General features: G+C 64.4%; 26 protein-coding genes and 1 rRNA gene. 8 read left to right on the top strand and 19 right to left on the bottom strand.

Annotated features, from left to right (window positions below):
- Positions 1-3: 3 nt before the first annotated feature.
- The 6 genes from HMA55_RS07545 to HMA55_RS07520 all read right to left on the bottom strand — a co-directional run bounded on the left by HMA55_RS07545 (position 4) and on the right by HMA55_RS07520 (position 5,860).
- Positions 4-1,329 carry an ABC transporter substrate-binding protein gene (locus HMA55_RS07545; RefSeq protein WP_181192449.1) on the bottom strand — a complete coding sequence of 442 codons (1,326 nt, stop codon included), beginning with the start codon at positions 1,327-1,329 and terminating at the stop codon, positions 4-6.
- Positions 1,330-1,372: 43 nt separating this feature from the next.
- The gene (locus HMA55_RS07540) at positions 1,373-2,182 is read right to left on the bottom strand and encodes a carbohydrate ABC transporter permease (protein ID WP_235961868.1); all 810 of its coding nucleotides are present in this window, start codon (positions 2,180-2,182) and stop codon (positions 1,373-1,375) included.
- Between the two features lie 183 nt (positions 2,183-2,365).
- Positions 2,366-3,319: a carbohydrate ABC transporter permease gene (locus tag HMA55_RS07535; protein ID WP_181192447.1), complete on the bottom strand. Its 954-nt coding sequence runs from the start codon at positions 3,317-3,319 to the stop codon at positions 2,366-2,368.
- A 112-nt stretch (positions 3,320-3,431) separates the two neighbouring features.
- Positions 3,432-4,355: a DUF5926 family protein gene (locus HMA55_RS07530; protein ID WP_181192446.1), complete on the bottom strand. Its 924-nt coding sequence runs from the start codon at positions 4,353-4,355 to the stop codon at positions 3,432-3,434.
- A gap of 37 nt (positions 4,356-4,392) precedes the next feature.
- Entirely contained in the window at positions 4,393-5,082 is a 690-nt protein-coding gene (locus HMA55_RS07525; protein WP_181192445.1) for a glycerophosphodiester phosphodiesterase, read from the bottom strand.
- A 4-nt stretch (positions 5,083-5,086) separates the two neighbouring features.
- The gene (locus HMA55_RS07520) at positions 5,087-5,860 is read right to left on the bottom strand and encodes a glycerophosphodiester phosphodiesterase (RefSeq protein WP_308239990.1); all 774 of its coding nucleotides are present in this window, start codon (positions 5,858-5,860) and stop codon (positions 5,087-5,089) included.
- 64 nt (positions 5,861-5,924) lie between these two features.
- On the opposite strand from HMA55_RS07520, the gene HMA55_RS07515 reads away from it, so the two are divergent.
- Entirely contained in the window at positions 5,925-7,841 is a 1,917-nt protein-coding gene (locus HMA55_RS07515) for an alpha/beta-hydrolase family protein (RefSeq protein WP_257802510.1), read from the top strand.
- Here HMA55_RS07515 and msrA read toward each other — a convergent pair.
- Complete coding sequence (msrA, locus tag HMA55_RS07510; protein WP_181192443.1) at positions 7,838-8,491, bottom strand: peptide-methionine (S)-S-oxide reductase MsrA; 654 nt, start codon at positions 8,489-8,491, stop codon at positions 7,838-7,840. The genes HMA55_RS07515 and msrA overlap by 4 nt on opposite strands.
- A gap of 90 nt (positions 8,492-8,581) precedes the next feature.
- Between msrA and HMA55_RS07505 the strand changes: the two genes are divergently transcribed.
- Positions 8,582-9,184 carry a superoxide dismutase gene (locus HMA55_RS07505; RefSeq protein WP_181192442.1) on the top strand — a complete coding sequence of 201 codons (603 nt, stop codon included), beginning with the start codon at positions 8,582-8,584 and terminating at the stop codon, positions 9,182-9,184.
- Positions 9,185-9,261: 77 nt separating this feature from the next.
- Entirely contained in the window at positions 9,262-10,434 is a 1,173-nt protein-coding gene (locus HMA55_RS07500) for an MFS transporter (RefSeq protein WP_235961859.1), read from the top strand.
- A gap of 502 nt (positions 10,435-10,936) precedes the next feature.
- Here HMA55_RS07500 and HMA55_RS07495 read toward each other — a convergent pair.
- Positions 10,937-11,200: a hypothetical protein gene (locus HMA55_RS07495; protein WP_181192441.1), complete on the bottom strand. Its 264-nt coding sequence runs from the start codon at positions 11,198-11,200 to the stop codon at positions 10,937-10,939.
- Between the two features lie 21 nt (positions 11,201-11,221).
- Positions 11,222-11,776, bottom strand: a complete 555-nt coding sequence (locus tag HMA55_RS07490) for a hypothetical protein (RefSeq protein WP_181192440.1) — start codon at positions 11,774-11,776, stop codon at positions 11,222-11,224.
- Positions 11,777-11,992: 216 nt separating this feature from the next.
- Here HMA55_RS07490 and HMA55_RS07485 point away from each other — a divergent pair, with 216 nt between their 5' ends.
- Complete coding sequence (locus HMA55_RS07485) at positions 11,993-12,787, top strand: pentapeptide repeat-containing protein (protein ID WP_181192439.1); 795 nt, start codon at positions 11,993-11,995, stop codon at positions 12,785-12,787.
- Positions 12,788-13,246: 459 nt separating this feature from the next.
- Here HMA55_RS07485 and HMA55_RS07480 read toward each other — a convergent pair whose 3' ends face one another.
- The gene (locus HMA55_RS07480; RefSeq protein ID WP_181192438.1) at positions 13,247-14,707 is read right to left on the bottom strand and encodes a TM0106 family RecB-like putative nuclease; all 1,461 of its coding nucleotides are present in this window, start codon (positions 14,705-14,707) and stop codon (positions 13,247-13,249) included.
- 102 nt (positions 14,708-14,809) lie between these two features.
- On the opposite strand from HMA55_RS07480, the gene HMA55_RS07475 reads away from it, so the two are divergent.
- Positions 14,810-15,445, top strand: a complete 636-nt coding sequence (locus tag HMA55_RS07475) for a DUF6474 family protein (protein ID WP_181192437.1) — start codon at positions 14,810-14,812, stop codon at positions 15,443-15,445.
- A gap of 45 nt (positions 15,446-15,490) precedes the next feature.
- Here the strand turns inward: HMA55_RS07475 and HMA55_RS07470 are convergent, their stop codons facing one another.
- Positions 15,491-16,129 carry a LuxR C-terminal-related transcriptional regulator gene (locus tag HMA55_RS07470; protein ID WP_181192436.1) on the bottom strand — a complete coding sequence of 213 codons (639 nt, stop codon included), beginning with the start codon at positions 16,127-16,129 and terminating at the stop codon, positions 15,491-15,493.
- Positions 16,107-17,378 (bottom strand): sensor histidine kinase, encoded by a 1,272-nt coding sequence (locus tag HMA55_RS07465; RefSeq protein ID WP_181192435.1) that lies wholly within the window; start codon positions 17,376-17,378, stop codon positions 16,107-16,109. Before HMA55_RS07465 ends, HMA55_RS07470 begins: the two co-directional genes overlap by 23 nt.
- Here HMA55_RS07465 and HMA55_RS07460 point away from each other — a divergent pair.
- Entirely contained in the window at positions 17,377-17,922 is a 546-nt protein-coding gene (locus tag HMA55_RS07460; protein ID WP_235961858.1) for a DUF2020 domain-containing protein, read from the top strand. The genes HMA55_RS07465 and HMA55_RS07460 overlap by 2 nt on opposite strands.
- A complete protein-coding gene (locus HMA55_RS11505) occupies positions 17,919-18,872 on the top strand; it encodes a TIGR00730 family Rossman fold protein (protein ID WP_181192434.1) in 954 nt (317 codons plus the stop codon). Before HMA55_RS07460 ends, HMA55_RS11505 begins: the two co-directional genes overlap by 4 nt.
- Here the strand turns inward: HMA55_RS11505 and HMA55_RS07450 are convergent, their stop codons facing one another.
- The 6 genes from HMA55_RS07450 to HMA55_RS07425 all read right to left on the bottom strand — a co-directional run bounded on the left by HMA55_RS07450 (position 18,873) and on the right by HMA55_RS07425 (position 22,068).
- A complete protein-coding gene (locus HMA55_RS07450; RefSeq protein WP_181192433.1) occupies positions 18,873-19,025 on the bottom strand; it encodes a hypothetical protein in 153 nt (50 codons plus the stop codon).
- Between the two features lie 3 nt (positions 19,026-19,028).
- Entirely contained in the window at positions 19,029-19,835 is an 807-nt protein-coding gene (locus tag HMA55_RS07445) for a class E sortase (RefSeq protein WP_181192432.1), read from the bottom strand.
- A gap of 23 nt (positions 19,836-19,858) precedes the next feature.
- Positions 19,859-20,485, bottom strand: a complete 627-nt coding sequence (locus HMA55_RS07440) for a TetR/AcrR family transcriptional regulator (protein ID WP_181192431.1) — start codon at positions 20,483-20,485, stop codon at positions 19,859-19,861.
- A gap of 108 nt (positions 20,486-20,593) precedes the next feature.
- Positions 20,594-20,863, bottom strand: a complete 270-nt coding sequence (locus HMA55_RS07435) for a GlsB/YeaQ/YmgE family stress response membrane protein (protein ID WP_038613384.1) — start codon at positions 20,861-20,863, stop codon at positions 20,594-20,596.
- Positions 20,864-20,965: 102 nt separating this feature from the next.
- The gene (locus HMA55_RS07430) at positions 20,966-21,862 is read right to left on the bottom strand and encodes a universal stress protein (RefSeq protein WP_181192430.1); all 897 of its coding nucleotides are present in this window, start codon (positions 21,860-21,862) and stop codon (positions 20,966-20,968) included.
- Positions 21,863-21,921: 59 nt separating this feature from the next.
- Entirely contained in the window at positions 21,922-22,068 is a 147-nt protein-coding gene (locus HMA55_RS07425; protein WP_181192429.1) for a hypothetical protein, read from the bottom strand.
- Positions 22,069-22,090: 22 nt separating this feature from the next.
- Between HMA55_RS07425 and HMA55_RS07420 the strand changes: the two genes are divergently transcribed.
- Positions 22,091-23,071: a pseudouridine synthase gene (locus HMA55_RS07420; RefSeq protein WP_235961857.1), complete on the top strand. Its 981-nt coding sequence runs from the start codon at positions 22,091-22,093 to the stop codon at positions 23,069-23,071.
- A 922-nt stretch (positions 23,072-23,993) separates the two neighbouring features.
- Here the strand turns inward: HMA55_RS07420 and rrf are convergent.
- Positions 23,994-24,111, bottom strand: a 5S ribosomal RNA gene (gene rrf, locus HMA55_RS07415).
- Positions 24,112-24,117: the final 6 nt, after the last annotated feature.

Here is a 24,117-nt window from a genome sequence, read left to right as displayed (position 1 = left end):
GGGCTACTTGTTCAGTTTCGGGGTGATGTCGCGGTCGATGACCTGCTGGGTTTCTTTGTCCAGATCAGCGAAGACCTTCTCCACGTCCTCGCCGCCGACGGTGATGCGGTCGAGGGCACCGCCGATGCGCTTGCCGCCGCCGGGCACGAAAACGCGTGCGTAGTCCTGCGGCTTCGTGTTCTCGTTGAGCTGCTTGATCGCGGTCTCCGCGTTCGGGTTCTCGTCGAGGAACTTACGCTCCTCAGCGTTGTCCAGCGCGTCCTTGCGCACCGGCATGTAGCCCGTCTGCTGCGAGAATTTGATGGTGTTCTCGGTGTTGGTGATGAAGTCGATGAACTTCACCGCGTTCTTCTTACGGGTGTCCGAGATGCCGTTCGGCACAGCCAGACCAGCACCGCCGGTGGCTGCCGACGGGCCGGGGCCAGGCAGGTAGGTGGTGATGAACGGCACGGTTGCGGACTCCTTGAGCCCACCCAGGGAGCCGGTGGATTCCAGCAGCGCGGAGGAGTTGCCGTTGCCGAATGCGACGGTCGGGTCGGTACTGATCTCGATGTGGCCCTTCTTCACCTGGTCCTGCAGGAACTTCGCCGCTTCGATGGTCTTCGGGTCGCTGAACGTTGGCTCCCACTGATTGGAGTAGCCGCCGCCGAACGCCCACGCCATGCCCTGGAAGTACCAGTCCAGGTAGCTCGAGCCGTCCGGGATCACCAGCGCCGGGTGGCCGGTCTTATTCTTAAGCTTGCCCGCCCACTCGTCGAACTCTTGCCAGGTCTCCGGGCCGCGGTCCGTCGGCAGGCCAGCTGCTGCGAGGTCGTCGGTGTTCCAGTACATCAGGTTGGTGGAGCGGGAGTACGGCACACCGTAGTGCTTGCCGTCGTAGAGGTAGTCGTCGCGCAGGGTGTCCACGTAGGAGTCGGAGTTGATGTTCTCGGACTCCCACAAATCGTCCAACGGGGTGGTGGCGTCGTTCAGCGCGAAGTTGAACCAGGTCACGTCGGAAGCGACGATGACATCCGGCAGGTCGGAGCCGGCGAGTGCGGCGTTGAACTTCTGCGCGAGCTCCTCGTAGTTCGCGCCGCCGTCAACCAGCTCGACGGTCAGATCCGGGTTTTCCTTCTCAAACGCATCGATGAGCTCCTGCTCCAGGTCGCGGGAGTTGCCCGGGTGGTTGGACCAGAACACGATCTTGTTCTCGTCGCCGGCGGCCGAGTTGCCGCCCTTGTCGCCGCTGTCGCTGGTGGAGCCGCCGGCGCAGGCGGTCAGGGACACGGCGGTGAGTGCAGCCAGGGCTGCGGCGCCAAGGCGCTTGGTCACAGAGTTGGTGGACATGGGGTTCTCCATTCTTGAGTTGATGTGGGAAATCTGAGGCGGGTTAGCCCTTGACGGCACCCGCGGTGAGGCCCTTGATCATCTGTTTCTGCAGCAGGATGAACACGATGATCATGGGCAAGGTGGTGAGCACGGTGCCTGCCATCACCGGTGCCCAGTTGGTAACGCCCTCTGCATCTTGCAGGCGGGTCAGGCCGACGGGCAGGGTCGCCGCTGCCGGGGTGTCTGTGATCAGGAACGGCCAGAGGTACTCGTTCCACTCGTTGACCACGGTGATGAGCAGGAAGGCGGAAAGCGTGGGCCAGGACATGGGCAGCACGACCTTGAATAGCTTGGTAAAGAAGCCGGCGCCGTCCATCTCGGCTGCCTCCATGATTTCTGTGGGCAGCGACTGGAAGTGGTTGCGCATGAGGAAGCAGCCGAACGCCACGCCCGCCAACGGCACGATCACGCCCGTCCACGTGTCGCGCCAGCCGAGGGAGGCGGCCAGGGCGTAGTTGGAGATGATGGTGATCTGGTTGGGCACCATCAACGCCGCGATTACCAGGAGGAACAACAGGTTGCGCCCCGGGAACCGGAGGAAGGCGAACGCGTACGCGGACAGCACGCCGAGTACCACCTTCACCACGGTGAGGATGAGTGTGATGCCGATGGAGTTGCGCAGGTACTGCGGGAACCCGGACGTCTCCCACACGCGCGCGTAGTTCTCCGGCACGAGCGGGTCCGGCCAGAACGTGATCGGGTCCGAGTACACGTCCTGGTACGTCTTAAAGGATGTGATCACGATGAAGTACAGCGGCACCATGATCAAAAGGACGGTGAGCACGAGCGCGATGTAGCCGAGCGCTTTCATCCCCTTGGAGCTTGTTTCCGCGGGCGCGCCCTTTCGCTTGCGCTGCGACTCGGTGATCACCGGCTCCCCCGCCGCCTGGCTGCCCGGTACTGGCGGCAATGCATCCTCGTCGCGCACGATGGCAGCTGGGCTTTGCGACGTCGGCTTCGCTTTGCCGGGATCAGCTGAGAATTTCGTCGACATTTACTTGTCCAGCCTTTCCTGCAACTTGATCTGGAACACTGTGATGACCAGGACAACAAGGAACATCACTGTGGCAACGGCGGCGCCATAACCCGCACGCCCATTGACGAATGTCTCGGTGTAGACCTGGAACACCATGGTGGTGGTGCCGTAGGTGAACGGTCCGCCCCTGGTCATCGCGTTGATGACGTCGAAGACCTGGAACGAATTGAGCAGCACGGTGATGAGCAAGAAGAAGGTGGTCCCCCGCAGCTGGGGCAGCACTACACGGAAGAAGTGGCGTGCTGCCGGGGTGCCGTCGATCTCGGCCGCCTCGTCTAGGTCGTGGCGCCGGCCTTGTAGTGCGGCGAGGTAGATGACAAAGACGTAGCCCACGTTCTTCCAGATGTAGGTCACCGTGATCATGAACAGTGCCCAGCCGGAGTTCTGGTAGAAGTTCGGCACCGGAATGTGCAGCACGTTCAGGAAGAACTGGATCAGGCCGTACCGGGGGTCGAACACGAATTGGAACGCCACGCCGATCGCCGCACCGGCGATGACGTACGGGGCGAAGACAATTGAGCGCACCGCGGCGCGTCCAAAGAGTTTCTGGTCCAGCAACACCGCGAGCGCAAGCCCGATGATCATGGAACCCGCCACCGCACAGAAGGTGAAGACCAGCGTGTTCCACACGACGGTTTTGGTCTCAGGGGCCTGGAACCAGTCGATGTAGTTTTGCAGGCCCACCCACGTCATCGACGGCGAGGAGATGTTCCAGTTGTAGAACGAGATCCGGATGTTATCCACCAGTGGGCGGTAGGTGAACAGGATCAGCAGCAGGAGATTCGGGCCGATCAGCAGCGCAGCAAGTCCTACCTGGCGCCAGTCAACTTTCTGGCGCCGCTTGCCCTGAGAGGCGGCGTACTCCGAGGAGACTTCTGGCTCCACGGAGACGGCCGGGATCATCGCAGTCATAGGCGGCAGAGTAAAACCGTCCCATGAACTTACAGTGAACTTAGAGTGGTGTTAAAGAAAACGTTCGCGGAACGAATCGTGCCCGCTGCGACACCGGGCCCCCGCGGCGGCGCTAGATGGTCACCTGGCGGGACTTGATGTTGTCCAGTTGCTTGCGCTCGTCGGCGTTCAGCGCAGTGTCGTTGGTGTACTCCGCCTCGATCTGCGTGTTCAGCGCCGCCAGCGCGTCCTCATAGGAGCCCGCGTTCGCGGACGGTTCGAGGTCGAACACCGGCACCACCAGGCCGTGGGTGCGGAACGCGCCGGCGAACTTGGTGCCCTCGCCGAGGTTCAGCTCGCCACGTGCGGCGATGCGCGCCAGTGCGGAGAGCATCTGCGCCTCGTTGTCCTCGGTGCGCACCCAGCGGATGTGGGCCTTGCCGCCGCCCGGGTTGACCCACCAGATCGCGCCCGGCAGCCCCTCGCCGACCTTCTCGGAGGGAAGCACCGCATCGTTGGCCTGCCGCAGCGCCTGCTGGATCTGCGGCGGAACGGGTGTGCCTTCGGGGAACCACCAGGAGAAGTCCTGGTAAGTGGTGATGGTGGGGGTGGCGGAGCCGTCGAGAAGCGACGTGAGCTCCGGCTGCGAACCGTCCGCGACGGTGGACTGCAGCGTCTCACCTGGCTTGGCGTCAACGACCCAGTTCAGCGCGTACGCCAGGTCGCGGCCCGGGTTCTGCGAGTGGGAGGTGACCTGCAGCGCGACGAAGCGCTCGCCGCCTTCGGATTCCTCGCGCACCAGCGCCGCGCCCGCACCCGGCAGCACGGTCACGATGTTGACGGGAGTGCCCTTAACGTCGTACGTGGCCTTGGCAGACGGCACGAACTCCTGCAATGCGACCAGATCCGCCTCGGCGGCCAGGCCGCCGAAGGGGCGGGGATCCTTCTGCAGCTGCTCGCGCTCCGCGGCGCGGGCGGCCAGCTTGGCCTCGCGGCGGGACATGCCCTCGGGCAGCTCCTCGCGGTTCTTCTTCTTTTTCGGCTTGCGTTGCACCATGCGGGCAAATCTACAGCACGCCGGCGCGTGAAAACGCCTAGGTCAGCGTCTCTAAGGCGATGTGGGGCAGGTCGGTGCCGATCAAGGACGCCCCGTGGCGTTGCAGCCACACCATATCTCTGGGCAAGTTCACGGTCCACACGTAGGTACGGAATCGCCCGTCGAGAAGCTCCGGACGCGCTTTCGCCTCCCGCACGCTCGGGCCGGCGCCGCACGCCCCTACAGGGGTAAACGGCCCGTCCACCAGCAGGAACGTCTCAATCGCGGGTAGCAGCCGTTGGAAGCGTTCGATCGCCTCCGGGTTGAAGGAAATCAGGTGGACGCGCCCATCCGCCTCCATGCCGCGGGAGCGTAACACCCCGGCCACCGCCTCCTCCAGCGCGGCACCGAACGGCGACGGGTGCTTCGTTTCAATGAGGATGTGCTTGCCGGGGTACGCATCCAGCAGGTCCAACAGCTCGTCCAGCAGCATGATCTCCTGCGGGTCGTCCTCGGTGCCGACGTTGAGCTGCTTGAGCTCGTCGAGAAGCATCTGCGCCACCTCGCCGCTGCCGTCGGACGTGCGGTCCACTGTGAGGTCGTGGATGACCACCACCTGGCCGTCCTTGGTCAGATTCACGTCGCATTCGATGCCGACGATGTCCAGCTTGAGCGCCTCCTCGAAGGCGCGGCGCGTGTTCTCCGGATACAGGCCGTTGAAGCCGCGGTGCGCGATGATGCCGGTCATGGGCCTACCTCCCCGCAACCGCCACGTCCGGAACCTGCCCCAGCGTCGCCAACGCCACGTCCGGTACGTCGGTGGCGATGACGTCGACGTTGTTGTCGGCGCACCAGCGCATCTGGCGCGGGGTATTCACGGTCCACGTGTAAGTTTTCAGGCCGCGGTAGCCCAAAAGCTCGCGCCGCAGCTGCAGGTGCTGCAGCGCAGGGCCTACGCCGTAGGGGCGGGAGAACATGCGGCTCTTGCGGTTCCACCGCATTTCTTTCAACCGGAACAGGTAGAAGGTTTCCAGCTCGGGCGCCATCTCGGTGAAGTAGCGCACCGCGCGGTGGGAGAAGGAGATCACGTGCACGTTCTCCGACTCGTGCAGCCCGGCGTAGCGCAGGGTGCGCAAGGTCTGCTCGTCCACCTCAGGGCCGTAGATGGTGGGGTGCTTCGTCTCGATGTAGATGTGCTTGTCCGGGTAGTCCTGCATCAGCTCGAGCAGTTCTTCCAAGCACATGATCTGCTGCGGCTCGTCTTCGGTGCCGCAGTTGAGCTCGCGCAGGTCGGCGAAGTCCAGGCAGTCCACGCGCCCGTTGCCGTCGGTGGTGCGGGACACCAATGCGTCGTGGAACACCACCACGCGGCCGTCGCGGCTAAGACGCACATCGCATTCAATGCCGTGGATGGGCAGTTTCAGGGCCTCTTCGAAGGCCCGGCGCGTCAGCTCCGGGTGGTTCCCGGAGAAACCGCGGTGGGCAACAATCTTCGGCCCGCTTTGCCGCAACATCTGCTCGCTCACGGCTGCGAGGCTACCCCCGCGCCACTTTCCCCGCGACCGGAGCAAATTTGGGACAATCGCAGCCGTGGCATTGCAGCTTTTCCGCGACGCGCGCGCGGCTTTGAACAAACTCCCCGATGCGCTTGAGCGCGCCCGCAACCGGTACTCGGTGAAAAGTGACGGGCTGCTCGCGGTACCGATCGCGGCGTTGGAGGTGCTGGGCGATATCGCTCCCGGCGTGCGTATGCGGGGTTTGCGCCGCTTGCCGCAGAATTTCGGCGCGGGCCTTGTCGGCGCGGAGGTGGCCACGTGGGGCGCGGTGTCACCCTCGCTGCTGCCGCACAGCTGGTGGGCCACCGCCGCGAATGTCGGCGTGTTGCAGGGCATCGGACATGGCTTTGCGACGGTAGCTTCGCAAGCCCTCCGCCCCGCCACCTCCCACTCGCCGAACGCCTCTCTGCCTGTCCCTGTGCGCGTTGCGATGACGGGCGTGACGCTCAGCGTGTTCGCTACCTCCATGCGCCGCCGCGTGCGCCAGGAGAAGCTGGTGGAAAGCGACGACACGTTCAAAATCAGCGCCCAGGCGCTGGGCATCACGCTGGGCACCCTCGGCTACGGCGCGGTGCTGATCGTCGGCGACGCCATCCAGACGTTCATCGATGCCATCAACGAACTGCTGGGCAAGAAGCTGCCGCCGGTGGCGTCTTGGCCGCTCGCCATCGTGGGCGGCGGCGCCGTGCTCATTGTGGTGGGCGACCGAATGGTGGTGCGTCGATTCGCTGAGCGGGTCAGCCGCCAGGCGCTCGAGCTAGACCGCGAGTTCATGCGCGGTGCCGACCAGCCGCAGCGCCGGGGGCGCTCCGGGTCGCCGGAGTCTGAGGTGGATTGGAAGACGATGGGCCGGCAGGGTCGCGCGGTGGTAGCCGGCGGGCCGCGCAAGGAAGACATCGCGCGTCTGGTCGGCGGCGATGCGATGGAGCCGATCCGCGTCTTCGTGGGCTTGGACACAGAACGGAACGAAGACCCGGATTTCGAAGACATGGCCGCGGTGGCGGTGCGGGAGATGCACCGCACCGGCGCCTTCGAGCGCAGCCACATCGCCGTGATGTCGGCCGCCGGCACGGGCTGGATCAACGATTTCCACACGTCCGGCTTCGAGTTTGTCACCCGCGGCGACTGCGCCATCGTGGCCATGCAGTACTCCTACCTGCCGTCGGCGTACTCCTACCTGGCGGACCGTACAAACCCGGTGCGCTCCTCCCGGGTGCTCATTGAGGCGATCCGGCGCGAGCTGCAAAAGATCGGTCCTGACCAGCGTCCCAAGCTGTACGTGGGCGGCGAATCCTTGGGCGCGTACGGGGTATCCGACGCGTTCGAGAACGTGGACGAGTTCCTCGAGCACACCTCAGGCGGCGTGTTCACCGGCACGCCCGGCTTCGCACGCAACCACGGCGAGCTGACGAAGCACCGCGCCAAGGGCTCCCCGCAGCGCCTCCCGCTTATCGACGGCGGCCGCCACGTCCGCTTCACCGCCCACCCCGCCCACGTCCGCCACGACTTCCGCGGCGATGATTACGCCAACGCCTGGGAAGCGCCCCGGTTCGTCTTCGCCCAGCACGCCTCCGACCCCGTGGTGTGGTGGGAGCCCAACCTGGCGTGGCGGGCTCCGGACTGGCTGAAAGAGCCCGGCGCGCGCGGCGTACCCGCGCCGAGGGCGCAACACCTCGATGCTCTGGACACCATGCGGTGGATGCCCCTGGTGACGTTTTGGCAGATCGGCATCGACCAGCTGCCGTCCAAGGAGTACCCCTCCCCCCACGGGCACAACTACCACGACGAGACGGTTGCCTACTGGAACGTGGTGGTCCACGGACAGGGCGATAGCGCCGGCGAGGGCTTGCTCACCCGCCCCGAGCTTGTGCGTGTGGCGCGTTGGATCCACAACGACGCCACGAAGACCCGCATGCCGAAGGGCGGGTTCCCCTCAAAGCACGGGTACTAGATCCCGCAGGCCACGCCGGTGGAGTGGTGCGGGCAGTAGCCGTTTGGCACCTTGTGCAGGTACTGCTGGTGCTCTTCCTCTGCCAGGTAGTAGCGCACGCCGTCTGCTTCCACGGAGGCCACCTCAGTGGTGATGTCGCCGTAGCCCGCGCTTTGCAGATCCTCCTCGTACTGGCGGATCCACCCGCGGATCTGCTCGGCCTCCTCTTCGGTGTCGGTGTAGAAGGCGGAGCGGTATTGCGTGCCCACGTCGTTGCCCTGGCGGTAGCCCTGGGTGGGGTCGTGCGCCTCCAGCGCGGTTTTCACAATTTCTTTCAGGCTGATCACCTGCGGGTCGTAGACCACCTCCACCACCTCGACGTGGTTGGTCTGACCGCTGCACACCTCGCGGTAGGTGGGGTTCGGGGTGACCCCGCCGGCGTAGCCCACGGACGTGGACTCCACACCGTCACGCTGCCAGAACATCTTCTCCACACCCCAAAAGCAGCCGATGCCGACGAGGATGCGCTTCTGCCCCTCGCGCCACGGCCCCGTAATAGGCGTGGCCAGCACGGCGTGCTCGCGCGGGTTAGCAAGAATTGGCTCGGGGCGTCCGGGGAGGGCGGAGCTTGCGTCCACAAGCTTTGGCTCAGGTGCGAAAAGAAATCCCATACCCTACACAACGACTTTGGCCACAACACTGTTCCCAAATTTTCTCTACCATGGGGCCCGCAACTGATTCGCAAACGAAAGGAATCGACCATGGCTGTGTACGAGCTTCCGGAACTTCCCTACGCGTACGACGCGCTGGAGCCGCACATCTCCGAAGAGATTATGACCCTGCACCACGACAAGCACCACGCAACCTACGTTGCTGGCGCGAACGCCGCGCTCGAGGCCCTCGAGGCCGAGCGCAACGGCGAGGCCAACCCGGATCGCCTGCGCGCCCTGTCCAAGAACCTCGCGTTCAATCTGGGTGGCCACACCAACCACTCCATCTTCTGGAAGAACATGGCACCGAACGCTGGCGGCACCCCGACCGGCGAGATCGCTGAGGCCATTGACCGCGACTTCGGCTCCTTCGACGCCTTTAAGAAGCAGTTCTCCGGTGTCGCCACCGGCCTGCAGGGCTCCGGCTGGGCAGTGCTGGGCTACGACCACATCGCTGGCCGCCTGATCATCCAGCAGCTGACCGACCAGCAGGGCAACGTCTCCGTGGACTTCACCCCGGTGCTCATGCTGGACATGTGGGAGCACGCCTTCTACCTGCAGTACAAGAACGTCAAGGCTGACTACGTCGAGGCTTGGTGGAACGTTGTCAACTGGGACGATGTCAACGAGCGCTACGCAAAGGCATCCGCTTAACGACGTCAAGCTGCCGCCCCTCCCCGGCCCCGCACATTTGTGCCCGGCCGGGGTTTTTCTTTCCTAGCATGGTGGGCATGCAGAAAGGCAGCCCGGAGTACAGACGCGCAACATGGGCCATGCTCGCGTTCGGGCTGGCCATCTTCAACGCCCTGTACGCCACGCAAGCACTGCTGCCCACGCTCACCTCGGAGCTAGCCGTGAGTCCGTCGACCGCCGCGCTGACTGTCTCCGCGGCGACCGGCGCGCTCGCGCTTTGCGTAGTCCCGGCATCCATCCTGTCCGAGAAGTACGGGCGCGGCCGGGTGCTCGTGGTCTCCGCACTGGGCGCGACCGCGCTCGGCCTCGCGCTCCCGCTGGCGCAGACGGCGGGGCAGCTCATCGCCCTTCGCGCGGCGCAAGGCGCGCTCATCGCCGGCACCCCGGCGGTGGCCATGACCTGGCTGTCAGAAGAACTTGACCCCGGCGACCTGCCCGGCGCGATGGGCCTGTACATCGCTGGCAACTCCATCGGTGGCCTCAGCGGGCGCCTGATCCCCGCCGGACTTTTAGAAGTTACCTCCTGGCGCTGGGCGATGTTCGGCAGCGCACTGGTGGCGTTCACGTTAGCGGCGCTGGCGGCGTGGGCGTTGCCGCAGCAGCGCAACTTCGTACCGAAGGCGTCGATACGCCCCAGCGTGGAGCTGCGCGCAATGCTGGGCCACCTGAGAAACCTGCGTTTGGTGGGGCTGTATGCCACCGCGTTTATCGCCATGGGCGTGTTCGTGTCCATGTACAACTTCTTCGGCTTCCGCGCAGTGCTGGACTACGGGCTGCCCGCGGCACTGTCGTGCCTGGTGTACGTGGTGTACCTGTCCGGCACCTGGTCCAGCGCGCGGGCCGGGGCACTTTCACGACGCTACGGGCGCGGTGTGGTCGTGCTCGCCTCCGCGACGATGATGTTGTTGGGCGCATTGGCCGTCGCAGGGCCGAGCCTGTGGATCGCGCTGGCTGGCCTGTTGGTGTTCACCGCCAGCTTCTTCGCGCTCCACTCGACGGCCTCCGGCTGGGTCGGGCTCATTGCCGAGCGCGACCGCGCCGAAGCGTCCAGCATGTACGTGTTCTGCTACTACATGGGCTCATCCATCCTGGGGGCCGCCACCGGCTGGGCGTACGAGGGTTTGCCGTGGGCCGGGTTCGTCGCGGTGCTCGCCGCGCTGCTCGGTGTGCTCGTTGTGGTCTCCGCGGCGCTGTGGAGGGGCGCGCGGTAGCAGAGTAACGTGGGGACAGCCGTAGCTACACATTTGAAAAGAAGCAGGGATGCCGCGACGCCGAAAATCCCATTTATCTAACGACGATTTTCCGCCTAACCGCAATGAATAACTAGATTATGCAATTAGATACAAGTCGACAGCTAGATGAGCGGTTCTTCCGTTCTTGTCAAGGGGTCGATATGCTTTCCAGGCTTATCAGGTGGTGTGAAAAGCAGCTTGAACAACAAGAACAGTCCGTGCGCAAGCTTCGGAAGAAGCAGGGCTCTTTACGCGATTCTTGGATGTCGCCTCAGTATAAAGAAGGCCATTGTGATGGGAATTGTCACGAAGGTAGTATGGAGGAATTTCGGACTAACGTGACTTGGATACTGACTTCACTTCAAGCTTTACTTCAACTGGAAATCTGTCTAACCTTTTGATCTCCAAACCAAATAGGGCGGGATTCATTGCCGGCACATCCTGGTCTCTCGACTCCAGATAGCATTCCTCGTGCGGCTTCTTAACTGTTAGCGAAGGAGCCGCCCCAAATCAGAAAGACCACGCTCATTATGATTATGTCTGTCCACGGAGCGATCAGCGCCATAATCGGTACTGCCACTTTGCGCTGTCGAACGAAAATCAGAATCGCTGCAACGGCCAAAGCAGCAGCCGATACTATTCGGAAAGTGTCATTAACGCCATCTCGCTGCGCGCATACATAAGCCGCAACGATGATTGCAACTACAAGCGTTACTGAGCTGAAGATTGAGTCAGAAAATTTCATCTAGGCTCCTCTTTATAATTCTTAACGGAGCTTACCTTTGCAAATTGCAGGTGGGGAATCTACGCGACAGTTATCGCGGGCCCAGCTTATGGCACGTTTCATCGCGTGTAAATATGCTCTCTCGTCTAGCGAATACGCACCAGAGTTCTCATCAAGCTCGTGCTGCGTTGCATTGATCAACGCCTGATCGCAGGCTTTTTTGGCGTTCAAGTCCGTGTTCTGGGCGAGGCAAATGTCATGGTCTCGACAAGCGGAGTCAGCAGGTTTCCCTGCGTACGGAGGGCCAGGCTGGGAGTTATTTGGTCCACAATAACGCCACTTGTTCATGAAGCTATCGATGATGCCTCTAGTACTAGTTGTGGAGGTGAACTCGTTGATATACGTTCCCGCCCTCAGTGCGGTCTCTGAAGCACCCTCTTGCTGGGCAGTTTGCATATCGAACCGCATCACCCCATCGTCGTCAGTAATGATATAGCGGTCGATTTCCTTGTCAGTTTCTTCAGTACTTTGCGGTGCACCGGCTCTGTCCAGGGCTACCTGATCAATTTCGTCAGCAAAGGCTGACGTAGATTGCATAGATCCCACCAACAGGAAACTAGCAGCGACGGAAGTTATGATTCTCGAGAAAGTGCGCGGTTGCCTCATGGTTCGCCTCAGTTCTTATCTGTTACGTAACCTTATCGGACACCCGCAATCTATCACGGTTGAGACCTTTCCCGACCGATGTTCATAAAAGCTTTCTTACTCTTAACCTCTTCTTAAGAAAGGTCATCACTCGTACGTCTAGCGTCAGTGTTTGATTTGCTTCATATCGCTGATGAATGGGCAGCGCTGGACCCCGGCTCTGTTGCGGGTCGGTTACAGGAGATCGTTGATGTTTTGATCACTTTCATTCACTCAGGCGATCCTCAACAACAGCGCCAGGATCCGACTTTGCGCGCCCGCACCGCCGCTTTTGAGGGTCTATCCGCGAGGTTGAGAGCCCCGTTGCAGGGCGAACAGGCTGGCATACCCACACCTGCGAGTTGGGATGAGTTTTCCCCCAACTACAGCTGGGCATCGCTGGCTCCCGGGCCGGGGAGGCGAAATGCGGAAGTTCGGGTGAATTTCTCGGATATCAACCTGAGGGGCGTGAGGGTACGCGGCGCCCGACTATCGGGGTTGATGTGGCAGGGTGCGTGCCTGGATTACGCCGAATTCAACAACTGCGTGTTGGACGAGGGGAATTTCAAAGGTGCGTACCTCGATTCGACGACGTTCAGTGGGAGTCTGAAATGGTGCACTTTTTCCCATGCACACGTCAACGCATTGATCGTTCAACAAGCCGATATGCGCGGTTCGGACTTCACGATGTGCGATTTGAGCATGTCCCTGTTCGAGGATTCAAAATTAGAGGAGTGCGATTTTCGAGGCGCGATTCTTGTCGCAGCGAATTTAAACGGGTGTAGTTACGACGCGAACACCTTTGATGGAGCAACGATTGACGAGCGAACAGTGTTTCCCGATGGGTCCAGTCTGCAGGAAGTGGGCAAAGCGGAAATCTGCGAAAGGTGGCCCGGCATCATAATTAAGGAGGCTGTCTTTTAACGACGCTCCGGCCCTTGGACCGACCTCGTCACGGCACGATCGATGTAGTAGATACTCAGCTCGATTTCCGCGTTGGTTGCCGCAAGGGCGCGAATAATCGACTCGAGCCCGAATTCCCCCGGTTGTCTTCGATAAACTTGGCGACTACTTGCGTGGGCGGTCGAGCTCGGCCGCGAACCCAGGAATAACCCCCTCGCAGCGTGACGTCGCGGGAACAACCGGCCGCGCCCGGCCAGCGATTCGCCTACACATCGCCGAGCTCCAGCACGCCCCGTGCGGCCTGCCCGGCCACCCCGCCGGATGGTATAGCAGCGCGGGAGGTCCTGCTATACCATCCGCACGCTATTGAACATCACTTCCAGTACGAGCTGGGGAAACGAAGAGGCTACCGGCGGATGGTATAGCAGCGCGAGCATGATCGCTATACCATCCGGCAGGCACGGAGCCCCACTCGCGGGCTTACACCTCGCCGAGCTCCGGCACGCCCGGCGCGCCGTTGTCCAGGAAGTCGCGTACGGCGCGGGTGGCGCGGCAGTCGTCCTCGTTGTAGCGCAAAAGCATCTCGCGGGCGGCCTGGTCGCCGAGGCGGCCCGCACGGCGCAGCGCCACGGAGCGCTCGCCGTCGACGTCGTCGTCCTCCCATTCGAAGCCGACCACCGGGCCGAGCACCTTCAGCCCCAGCCCCTCGGTGCCCACCAGGCAGCGGCGCACGTGGGCGAATACGTCCACCCACTCGTCGGAGGCGATGAAGGCGGCCACTTCCCCGGCGTCCACGGAGGCGAACCGCTTTGCCGACGAGCGCAGCCAGTGGTTCTCCCCTCCCGCGGCGTAGCAGTACGCGCGGAACGTCTTGCCCTCCGCATGCGCTTCGGCCCGGCGCGCCATCAGCCAGGACCAGAACGCGGCGAAATTTTCCTCCTCGGCGGCGCCGCCAACCTCGTCCCAGGTGACAAACGCGCGGTAGCCGGTGCCGTCGAAGGTGCCCCACAAATACGCCCCTTGGTCCAGGTAGGCCTCCATGTCCACGTCCACCTCCACGTCGGCGCGGGGCACGGGCGCAAAACCGGGTCGCCGCAGGACGGGGATGCCGGCGCGCCAGGCACGGGCGAGGGCGGCGGGTTCGGGCGGAGCTTCGTCGATAAGCTGCTGCACGGTGTGGATGCCGCGCTCACGCCAGATGTCGCCGCGGCCGCCGGGCAGGAGCAGGGAGATGTCATCGAGCTCGACCAGGCGCGGCTCGCACAACGACCAAAACCTGCAGGTGGCGCACTGTTTCAACCGTTTGGGTTCTTCTGGAAGCGGCGCCAGCAGAGCGCGCAGCAGCGGCTCGACGTAGCGCTCTGGCTCGCACAGGTAGGCGCGCGTGCGGTCCTGTCCGATCACAGCCCCGCGGCCGTCCGCGCGCTCGCCGAGCAGCAGGTGCGCCAGCGCCACGCGGTAGCCGTCCACGGTGTGGTGGCGCGCCTTCGCGTGCACCGTCAGCGGCTGGCCCAGGCCCAGGCGCCCGGTGGGGATCATCTCCAGCTCGGCACTCGGATGCGAGCGGGCGACGCGATGGTTGGAAATCACCACGGGCAGGTACCCGGCGTCGGTGCGCACGAGGATGTCCACGTCGGCCTCGGCTTCCACGCCTTCCACCGCGCCAACCAGGGTGGCGTTGGTGATCAGGTGGGCGCGACGCCGTAGAGCATCCTGCGTGGCTGCGACACGATCTGAACCGGGGTCGATGTCGACGCGGACGAAGGCTTTGCCGGCGCCGTCGCCAAGCGCACGCTTGACCGGCAGCAGGTCGAACACGGCGGCGCGGGCGGCGTCGATCTGCGGCTGGCGCAGCAACGCCTCCGGCAGCTCGGGCACGTCCGGGTGCGCGCGGCGCTGCCGCAGGCGGAAGCGGCAGCCCACGAGGTCTGAGGCGCGCACGGGTTCACAACTCACAATGCTCAAACGATACCCGGGCAGGGGCAGGTCCCTGGCGGGTACAGTGAATGGGCGTTAGAGCGAACGATTAGAGGAGAACAGACCATGGGTGTTTTCGAGGCCATCCGCAAGTCCCGCGCGAAGACGAAGGCCGAGGTCAAAGCGGCGCAGGTGCACGCGCGCAAGCTGGCCAAGCAGGAGGCCAAGGCGGATCAGCGTACCGCGAAGCTGCTGGATAAAGCGGAAAAGCGCCTGCTCAAGGAAGAGAAGAAGGGGCTCAAGCGCAAGCAGAAGCACGAAAAGGACCTGGCCAAGGCCCACCTGAAGCGCATCGAGGAGTCCGGCATCACCCAGAAAAAGGCCAAGCAGTGGGTGTCCGCCGGGCGCGTCCTGGTGCCGGTGCTGCTGCCGCTGGCGTACAAAGCGCTGACCTCGTTCCAGCAGAGCCAGGTGAACAACCGCGCCGCGGGCCTAGGGCTGACGTCGCAGGATCTCGCCCGCCACTCCGGCCGCGGCGCTGAGCTCAAAGCGCGTATCGACGCCGTCCGGCAAAACATCGAGCAGTCCGACAACCTCGGCGAGGGGTTCAGGGGCGACGCGCGCGTGCGTTTGGACGAGCTGGAGCAGGCCGTGCGCAACGCTGAGCACGCTAACCCGGAGCAGCGCCGCCTGGCTCACAACTCCGTCGAGGAAGATCTGAACAAGCTCGCCGCCGACGTGCAGGCGAAGCTGTCGAAGTAGCCCTTACTGTAAGGATTTCCTGCTGTAAGGCCGAGGAACGAGGCTTTACAGCACGCCCTGCTCGCGCGCCGACGCCACGGCGGAGGTTCGCGAACGCACACCCAGCTTGTCGTAGATGTGCACCAGGTGCGATTTCACCGTAGCCTCTGAGAGCATGAGCTGGCGGCCGATCTCTCGGTTGGAGGAGCCGGCGGCAACGAGCTGGAGTACCTCCAGCTCGCGCGGGGTCAGCGACGAGCGCGGGGTGCGCTCGCGCGACTCCAGGCGGTCGCGCACGACCGGGGACATGGTGGCGTCCCCGCGTGCGGTGGAGCGCACCGCGGCGACGAGTTCTTCCGGCGGGGCGTCTTTGAGCAGGTAGCCCACGGCGCCGGCTTCGATGGCGCCGAGGATGTCGGCGTCGGTGTCGTAATTCGTCACCACCAGCACCTTCGGCGGGTTGGACATGTTCGCGCGGATCGCGGCGGTGGCTTGGGCGCCGGTGGTCACACGCTGGCCCTCGGCCCCAGCGCCGAAGCGCAGGTCCATGAGGATGACGTCGATGCCGCCGGCCTGCGCAGCAGCGATCGCTCCCTCGGCCGTGGCGACCTCGGCCACCACCTTGATGTCCTCGGCCTCCTCCAGTACGGAGCGCAGGCCGAGGCGGACAATCTCATGGTCGTCAGCCAGCAGTACCCGGATCAACGTCGGCCTCCTCGTGTGGGTCGCTTTTGTGGCTGATAGTAACCGGCACCGCCACCGTGAGCGCTGTCGGCCCGCCGGGCGCGGACTCGATGTCGAGACGTCCGCCGAGCTCGGCTGCCCGCGAGCGCATCGCATCCAGCCCCAGGTGGCCCAGCCCGCTGGGTTTGAGCGCCTGCGCGTCCACGTCGAAGCCGCGCCCATTGTCCACCACGTCCAGGCGCACCTCGTCCGGCGCGTACGTCAGGGTGATCCTGGCGGCCGACGCCTCAGCGTGGTTGACCACGTTGGACACTGCGCCCTGCGCGATGCGCAGCAGACCGGCCTCCACCCGCATGGGAAGCGGCACGGGATCGCCGTCCACCTCCACCCCGATGTCCAGCCCGCCTGCGGCGCCGAAGTCCCCCGCCACGCGCCCGAGCGCGTCCCGCAGGGACGACTCCGTCAACGGTGCCGGGGCCAGCGCCGCGATCATGGCGCGGGTCTCCGCGAGGTTGTTGGACGCGGCCCGGCGCGCCGTTTCCATCTTGCGCAGCGGTTGTTGCGCAGCATCCTCCGGCATGCCGCTGTCGCGGACGTCTTTCTCCGCCGAGTGCAGCAGCATCTGGATCGATGAGAGGTTCTGCGCCACCGTGTCGTGCAGCTCATGGGCCAGCCGCTCGCGCTCCTGCGCTACGCCGGCGGCACGCTCCGTTTCGGCGAGGCGGTCACGGGTGGCCAGCAGTTCGTCGATAAGCTGCTGCCGCTCGCGGCTCACCCGGGTGATGGTGGCAAACGCGTAGTTGATGGCCACCACAACCACCGCGGACAGCGCGGGGCCCATCACCCCGCCGAGCGTGAGCCCCACCGGTATCTGCATCCCGATGCTGATGGCCAGGCACGCCACCACCCACGCATAGCCGACCCAGTTGTCAAAGGCGCGCAACGCCACGAAGAAGAGCACAAACACCCAGTACACGGCCACCGGCGAGACGGTCATGTCCGCCACCCACACCGCCGTGGCCCCCAGCATCCACGCCACGCGCCCCCACGCGCCCCAGCGATACATCTCCACCATCCCGTAGAACAGCAGGAAGGCGAACGCAGCCGTCATCACGATGTGCAGCAGCGCGGAGTTCAGCGGCATCCGCGCCAGCGCGCCGAAGGAAACGAGCATGAGGCACACCGCCAGCACCGTGATGCCGGCGTCGAGCGCGCGGTAGTCCGCAGTCTTGCCGGGATGCTGCTCCAACAGCACTAATCTGGAGCTCATGCGTCTGAGAGTACCCACCGCCATGCTCCTGCTCGCCCTCGCCGGCTGCTCGCAGCAGCCTTCGCCTATCGACGCTCCTTCGGCCGCCCCCGCCCCCGAAGCAACCCTGCCCGTGGAGGCCTTGCCGGCGACCCCGCGCGACGGCTGGACCGAGTGCCCCTACCTGAACACCGAGTGGGTGGCCCAGACCAACGGCCAGCGCGTCACGGGCGTGGGCACCGACACCCGCTTCGACCCACCTGCCTGCCAGTTCTGGTCCTACCCGGAAGAGCCGCAGCTGACCGTGCTGGTGCGCCACATGGACTCAGTGGAAGACGCCCGCGCGGTGGTGGACTACGTCGCCCCGGTGGCGCAGACCCAACCGGCCACGCTTCCCGGCGGGTGGGAGGGCGGGCGCCACGGCGGCGGGGACGTGCCCGGCCGCATCGGTGCCGCGTTCGCGGTGGCCAAAGGCACGACAGCGGTGGCGGTATTTACCAACCAGGACGAGTCCGTGAAAGCCGAGACGGTGGCCAAGGAAGTTATCGCTAACCTGGCCCTGTGACTGACCCCGCGATCATCTCTGTAGCCGCAATCGTGTTCACCGACGACAACGGGCGCGTGCTGTGCGTGCGTAAGCACACCAGCCCCCGGTTTCAGCTGCCCGGCGGCAAGCCGGAGGGCACCGAGACGTTGGTGGAAACCGCGGTGCGCGAAACCCGCGAAGAAGTGGGCGTGACGGTTGACCCGGAGCACGTGAGCTTCCTCGGGCGGTTCAGCGCGCCGGCGTCCAACGAGCCCGGCCACACGGTGACGTCCACGGTATTTTTGCACCCCGGCACGAGCATCGCACCGGCACCTGCCGCCGAGATCGCTGAGGCGCGCTGGGTCGACCCCGCCGCGCCTGATTGCCAACTCGCGCCGTTGCTTCGCGACGAGATCTTCCCCGCCCTGCGCTCGCGCGAGATCACCGCCGTGGCCGTCTACGCCGGCGCGCGGCCGGGCACCAACCCCGCCAACGCGGCACTGGCCCGCTCCCTCGGCCAAGCGCTGGCTGACAACGGCATCACGCTGGTCTACGGCGGGTCGAAATTGGGTCTGATGGGTGAGGTGGCCGAAGGGGCGTCGAGAAGCATTGGCGTACTCACCGAGCACCTGGCCAACTACGAGTTGCAGTACGAGGGGCTGGAGCGCCTCGAGGTGGTGGCGACCATGGCCGAGCGTAAGGCGCGCATGAGCGAGCTTGCCGACGCGATTGTGGCGCTCCCCGGCGGCGCCGGAACCCTCGACGAGCTGTTTGAGGAATGGACCAGCCAGCAACTCGGCCTCCACCACAAGCCGATCGGCCTGCTAGGCAGCGCGTTCTGGGCGCCCTTGGTGGCGATGGTGGACCATATGGTGGCCGAGGGGTTTATGCGCCCGACCGACCGCGCCCACATGGTTGTGGCCGACGATCCGCACGAACTGCTGGCCAAGCTGCGTGCCTGGGCGCCGCCGGTGCCACGCTGGCTGTAGCTAGACCGCGACGTCGTTATACGGCATTAGCGACGACACCCACGGGAAGACAACCTCCATGAGCAGGAAAAACACACCTGTGAGGACAATCAGGGTGAGCAGCCACTTCACCGGGGCGGGGCCGGGAAGCTTGCGCCATAACGCGGCGTACATGAATTAACGCACCTCTTTCATTGCGGACGGGACGGTGCCCGACGGGTCCTTCGGCACAACCTCCGTGCGCACCGCGTGGATGATCATGCGCTCCGCGTTAGAAAATTGCGGGTGGCACGTGGTCAGGGTAATCAACCCCTCCATGCCGGGCTCCACCTTCGTGGACCGGTTGCCGGGGATGGGGTTGACCACCTCGATGTCGCCGGGCAGCGTGATCTGCCGGCCCAACACTCGCGCGTAGTCGCCAGCCGCGACGCGCTCGTTGAGCTGGGCTGGCAGGCAACCTGCGCCCTCCCCGCGGCGCGCGGCCGGGTCCTGTGCCATCGGCATGACGCGGTACGTGACCCACTCGTTTTGCGTCTCCACCACCACGGCGTCGCAGGTTTGCAGTGCGCCCAGGTCGTTGAACGGCGCGCCCTTGCCCACCCGGTGGCCCGCTACCGCGAAGTTTCCGTCTTGGCCGGGCAGCTGCGTACCCGGGTAGTGGCCAGGGCCGGTAAGCAGTTGCTGCTCCTGCACCCCCTCGACGATGGCGAACTGGTAGTCCTGCCCAAAGGCCGGAATGTACATCTTGGCAAACGCGTCGCCGAGCTGCGTCGTCTTGCCCTGGCGGGGGTTGACCCACTGTTCCTCCAGGCGCGTTTGTGCCTCGTCCTGCATTCGGTGGGAGGCGATGTTGGTCCAGTAGGACTCGTAAAAAGCGAAGAGCAGTAACAGCACACCGGCCGTGAGCAGCAGCTCGCCAATCACCTGCGAGACACTGACTCGACGGGCCTGCGGCGCCGGTGGACGCATGTGGGCTGTGGTCATGCGACGAGCGTAGCGCCGACCAACTAGATGGAGTAATCCGGCGGCGGGGCGCCCAACTTGGACTTCGCCAACGCGCGGGCGGTGAGCAGCGGCTCAACGCTGTGGAGGATCCTGGCGCCGGTCAGGCCACCGTCGAGGAATATGAGCAGCTCGTCCGTCAGCGCCGAGGACTCGTAGCCGTTCTTTTCCGTCAGCAGCGCGGTGATGGTCTCGTGCATCCAGGTACGGTGCGCCACGCATGCGGCGACGATGCGTTCCTCCGACTCCGCCTCGGGGCGCGGGTACTCACCGGCGGCGTTGAGGAAGGGCGAGCCGCGGAAATCCTTCTCCGGTTCCTCGTCGATAGCCATGTCGAAGAACGCGAGGATCTTCGCGTCGGCGTCCGGCGCTTTTGCAGCCCGCTCACCCCAACGGGCACGGTACTGCTCATCGAGCTGTTCAAGGTAAGCGATGACAAGGTTGTCCTTGGAACCAAGCAGCGAGTACAGCGAGGCCTTCGCCACGTCCGCCTCGCGGAGGATCCGGTCGATGCCGATGACGCGGATACCCTCCTCGGTGAAGAGTTTCGTCGCGGCGTCCAACAGGCGCTGGCGAGGGCTCGGCCGGTCGCGGCGACGCGTCGCTGGCTTCTTCTTGCTGGTAGCTGCCAAAAGGACTCCTTAGTGCGGTGATCGCTTCTCAATATAGACAAACCGGTTCGTATATTCCACCGGGCAACAAAAATCCCCCGGGGGTTACCGGGGGAAGGTGCGCAGCGTCTAGCGACGCTTGCTGGTGACCATGTTGATGATCCACAGCAGAATCACCGCGCCAAGCAGGCAGGTGAGGAAGCTGAAGAACAAGCCGCCGCCTGCGACATCGACGCCGAAAGCGGACAGCAGCCAGCCGCCGAGCAGACCGCCGATGATACCGACCAGAATGTTCAGGCCGATGCCCATCTGCGCATCACGGTTCTGAATCTTGGAGCCGATCCAGCCAGCAAGGCCACCGATAATAATCCAGCCAAGGAAACCCAGTGTAGGAGTCATAGTTATTTACCTCTTCTCATCATTTCATCAGTACGGGAGCCATTATCCCCCTATCACGAACTGTGCGTGCAACGCATTCAATGCAGTTGCGTAACAGTTCCACTACGAATCTTGGGTTCGCACAACCATCATGGGGCACGGAGCCTGCTGCAGCAAAGCACGGGAAGTGGATCCCAGCAGCATGCCTTTGAAACCACCCCGGCCGTGAGAGCCGGTGACCAGCAACTGCGCACCCTCGGCGGTGCTTGCCAGCGCCCGTACCGGCCGGTCGCGAGTGATGGTTTTCTTCACAACCACGTCCGGGTACTTGTCCGAAAGCTCGCCGAGGTACGTGCCCAGCAGCTCGTCCTTCTCTGCCTGCACCGCATTCCAGTGGTCCTCCGAGACCGCATAGCCCGCGCCCGGGCCCTGGATCTGCGTATCTACCCAGGTGTGCACGGCCACTAGCTCTGCCCCGCGGGCAGCGGCCTCCTCGAAAGCGACCTCGGTAGCACGTCGCGACACCTCGGATCCGTCCACGCCGACAACCACCGGGCCGTATTTGGTGGCCTCCGTGACGGCGTTATCCTCCCGCACAACCACCACCGGACAGTAGGCGTGGGAGACCACCGCGCCGGAGACGGATCCCAGCACCATCCCGGATAGGCCGCTGAGACCACGTGACCCCATGACCACCATGGTGCAATCGCGCGACATCTCCAACAGCATGTCAATCGGCGAGCCCTCCGCCACCGCGTGTCCGATACGCAGATCCGGCGCTACTTCAAGCGCGATTTCTCGGGCTCGATCCACCGTCTGCAGCGTCTCACGCTGCATCTCGTCGAACACCTCAGACGGCGGCACCATGCCCTCCGCGTACAAGAATTGTGGCATGGAATAGCTCGCTGCAAGGCGCAACGGGATGTCGCGCTTCATGGCTGTATTCGCGGCCCAGCGCACTGCGTTATCGGATGCGGGGCTGCCATCGACGGCGACAACAACAATGTCTTCGTGGGTCATATCTCTCACCTTTCCTAGGATCGGCTGGTTATACCCACAGTCTAGTGCCGCCGCAGAAATTAGCGGGGCAGCTCCTGCGGCGTCGCCGCCGGAGCGTTCGCCGGGAACAGCACCTGGTAAATGAAAGACAGCACATCCATGATCGTTTTGCCGATACCTTGAGAGAAAAACGCCGTCAGCGGCTCAACCATCGCTCCGAGATCCATGGCGGCTAATCTACTACACAGCATGGCACGGAAAAAGAACCACAAGACCGGCCCCCTCCCGCCCCGGAACGGCCTCGGCGCCACCCGCGCCCGCGTCCCAGACGGCGAGAGTATCCCCGCCGTCGACTTCATCTGGCACCTCGTGTCTACTCAGCGCCACCGCCACCCCGACGACACCGTGGATGCGGTGCTCCAGAGGTTCGCCGAAGGTGGCGTCGTTAAGCGCGACGGCACTGCGCTGACCGCCGAAACACTGCTCGCACCGGGCACCGACGTCTACTTCTACCGGCGCCCCGCACCCGAGCTGCCGGTCCCGTTCGCCATCACCACCGTTTTCGAAGACGATGACATCCTCGTCGTGGACAAGCCCCCGTTCCTTGCCACCATGCCGCGCGCCTCGCACATCACCGAAACCGCCACCGTGCGCCTACGCCGTGCGACCGGCAACGAGGAACTCACTCCCGCGCACCGCCTCGACCGCGCCACCTCGGGATTGTTGCTCCTGACCAAACGCCGCGGTCTTCGCGGCGCTTACCAGGAGCTCTTCGCGCGGCGCGAGGTGCGCAAAGAATACGAGGTGATCGCCCCGCTTCACGACGTCCCTCCGGCCACCCCCTGGCACCACCACCTCACCAAACAGCCCGGCGAGCCCGCCGCCCGGGTCGTTCCAGACGCCGAGCCCAACAGCCGCACCGTCGTCGCCGGCGTCTCCCGCCTTCCCCGAACCGCCGAGGCCGAGTTACAGGCCCGTTACGGCGTATCCAGCCCACTCGCCCGCTACGCGCTGCAGCCGGAAACCGGCCGCACCCACCAACTCCGGGTGCAAATGATGCAAGAGGCCGCCCCCATCCTCGGCGACCGTATCTACCCGAAGCTTCTTCCCGCCCACGGCGAAGACTTCTCAACGCCAATGCTGCTCCGCTGCACCCTATTGGGCTTCACCGATCCCCTCACTGGCGCGCCGCGAGAGTTTCGGCTTAGCGGAAACTGGCCTTCTCTGTAGCCCGCAATCTCGGAGCGTATTCCTAGTAGGCCCGCCGGGTGAGATCCCCCGACTGTCGGGCTGCCATGCAACCGCGGGGTTCCTGTCGTGGCCTGTTTGTCTGCGTCTTTGTCTGCGTCTTTGTCCGCGTCGACCAATGACGGGTCGGAGATGTGACTGTTTGGGTCGGGCGGCGCGGTGCTGATGCCGGGGGTGTGCCGTGCGGTTGTCCGGGTGGTGTGCGCATGATCTGACATATCACCAATGGCGACCAGGGGGAACACGGCCTGATTCTGGGCCCAGTGTCAGATCGTGCGCGGGCGGGGTGGTTGTCGTTGTAGTTTGGCAGTTGGTCGAGTAGTGGAGGTCGAGTCCGTAGCTATACGGGGGTGTGCTCGACCTGGGGTACTCGACTTTCGCCACTGTGGGCTCCTTCGTGGGTGCGGATACTGCCACCGCGGCGTATGTGGCCTCCTGTCGATAGGTAGAGCCCCGCTGTTGATTGCGGTGTGGTGGTGCGGGTTGTGGTTGTCGAGTAGGGCCCGGGGGTGGGGGTGTGTTCGACGTGGGGTACGCAACCTCCACCACGAACCGGTGTGTGCCCAGTGCGGTTGTCCGGGGGGTGTGCGCATGATGTGACATGTCACCAATGGCGACTAGGGGGAACACGGCCTGATTCTGGGCCCAGTGTCAGATCGCGCGCAGGCAGGGTGGTGGTGCGGCCCCGCCGCGTCGCGTGGCGGTGGCCGGGCGGTGGTGGTCGAGTACCGCCCGGACCACGCGTGTGCTCGACCTGGGGTACTCGACCACCACCACACAATCAGCGCCGCCGCACACGCAGCCCATCGCCGGTTACTTGCGGGGTGACCCGGTTGAATGGAATGTAAAAGCACCCGCCCACACCAGAAGTGGTGTGGGCGGGTGCATAAGTGTGAAGTTGTTGGGTCGGCGGTAACCTACTCTCCCACTCCCTCCCGGGGGCAGTACCATCGGCGCGGGCGGGCTTAGCTTCCGGGTTCGGAATGGGACCGGGCGTTTCCCCGCCGCTATCAACCACCGACACACCT

The sequence above is a fragment of the Corynebacterium wankanglinii genome, from assembly GCF_013601005.1.
Classification (GTDB): Bacteria; Actinomycetota; Actinomycetes; order Mycobacteriales; family Mycobacteriaceae; genus Corynebacterium; species Corynebacterium wankanglinii.
Note: the sequence above shows the minus strand (reverse complement) of the source record. Positions and strands in the feature narration are given on the sequence as shown.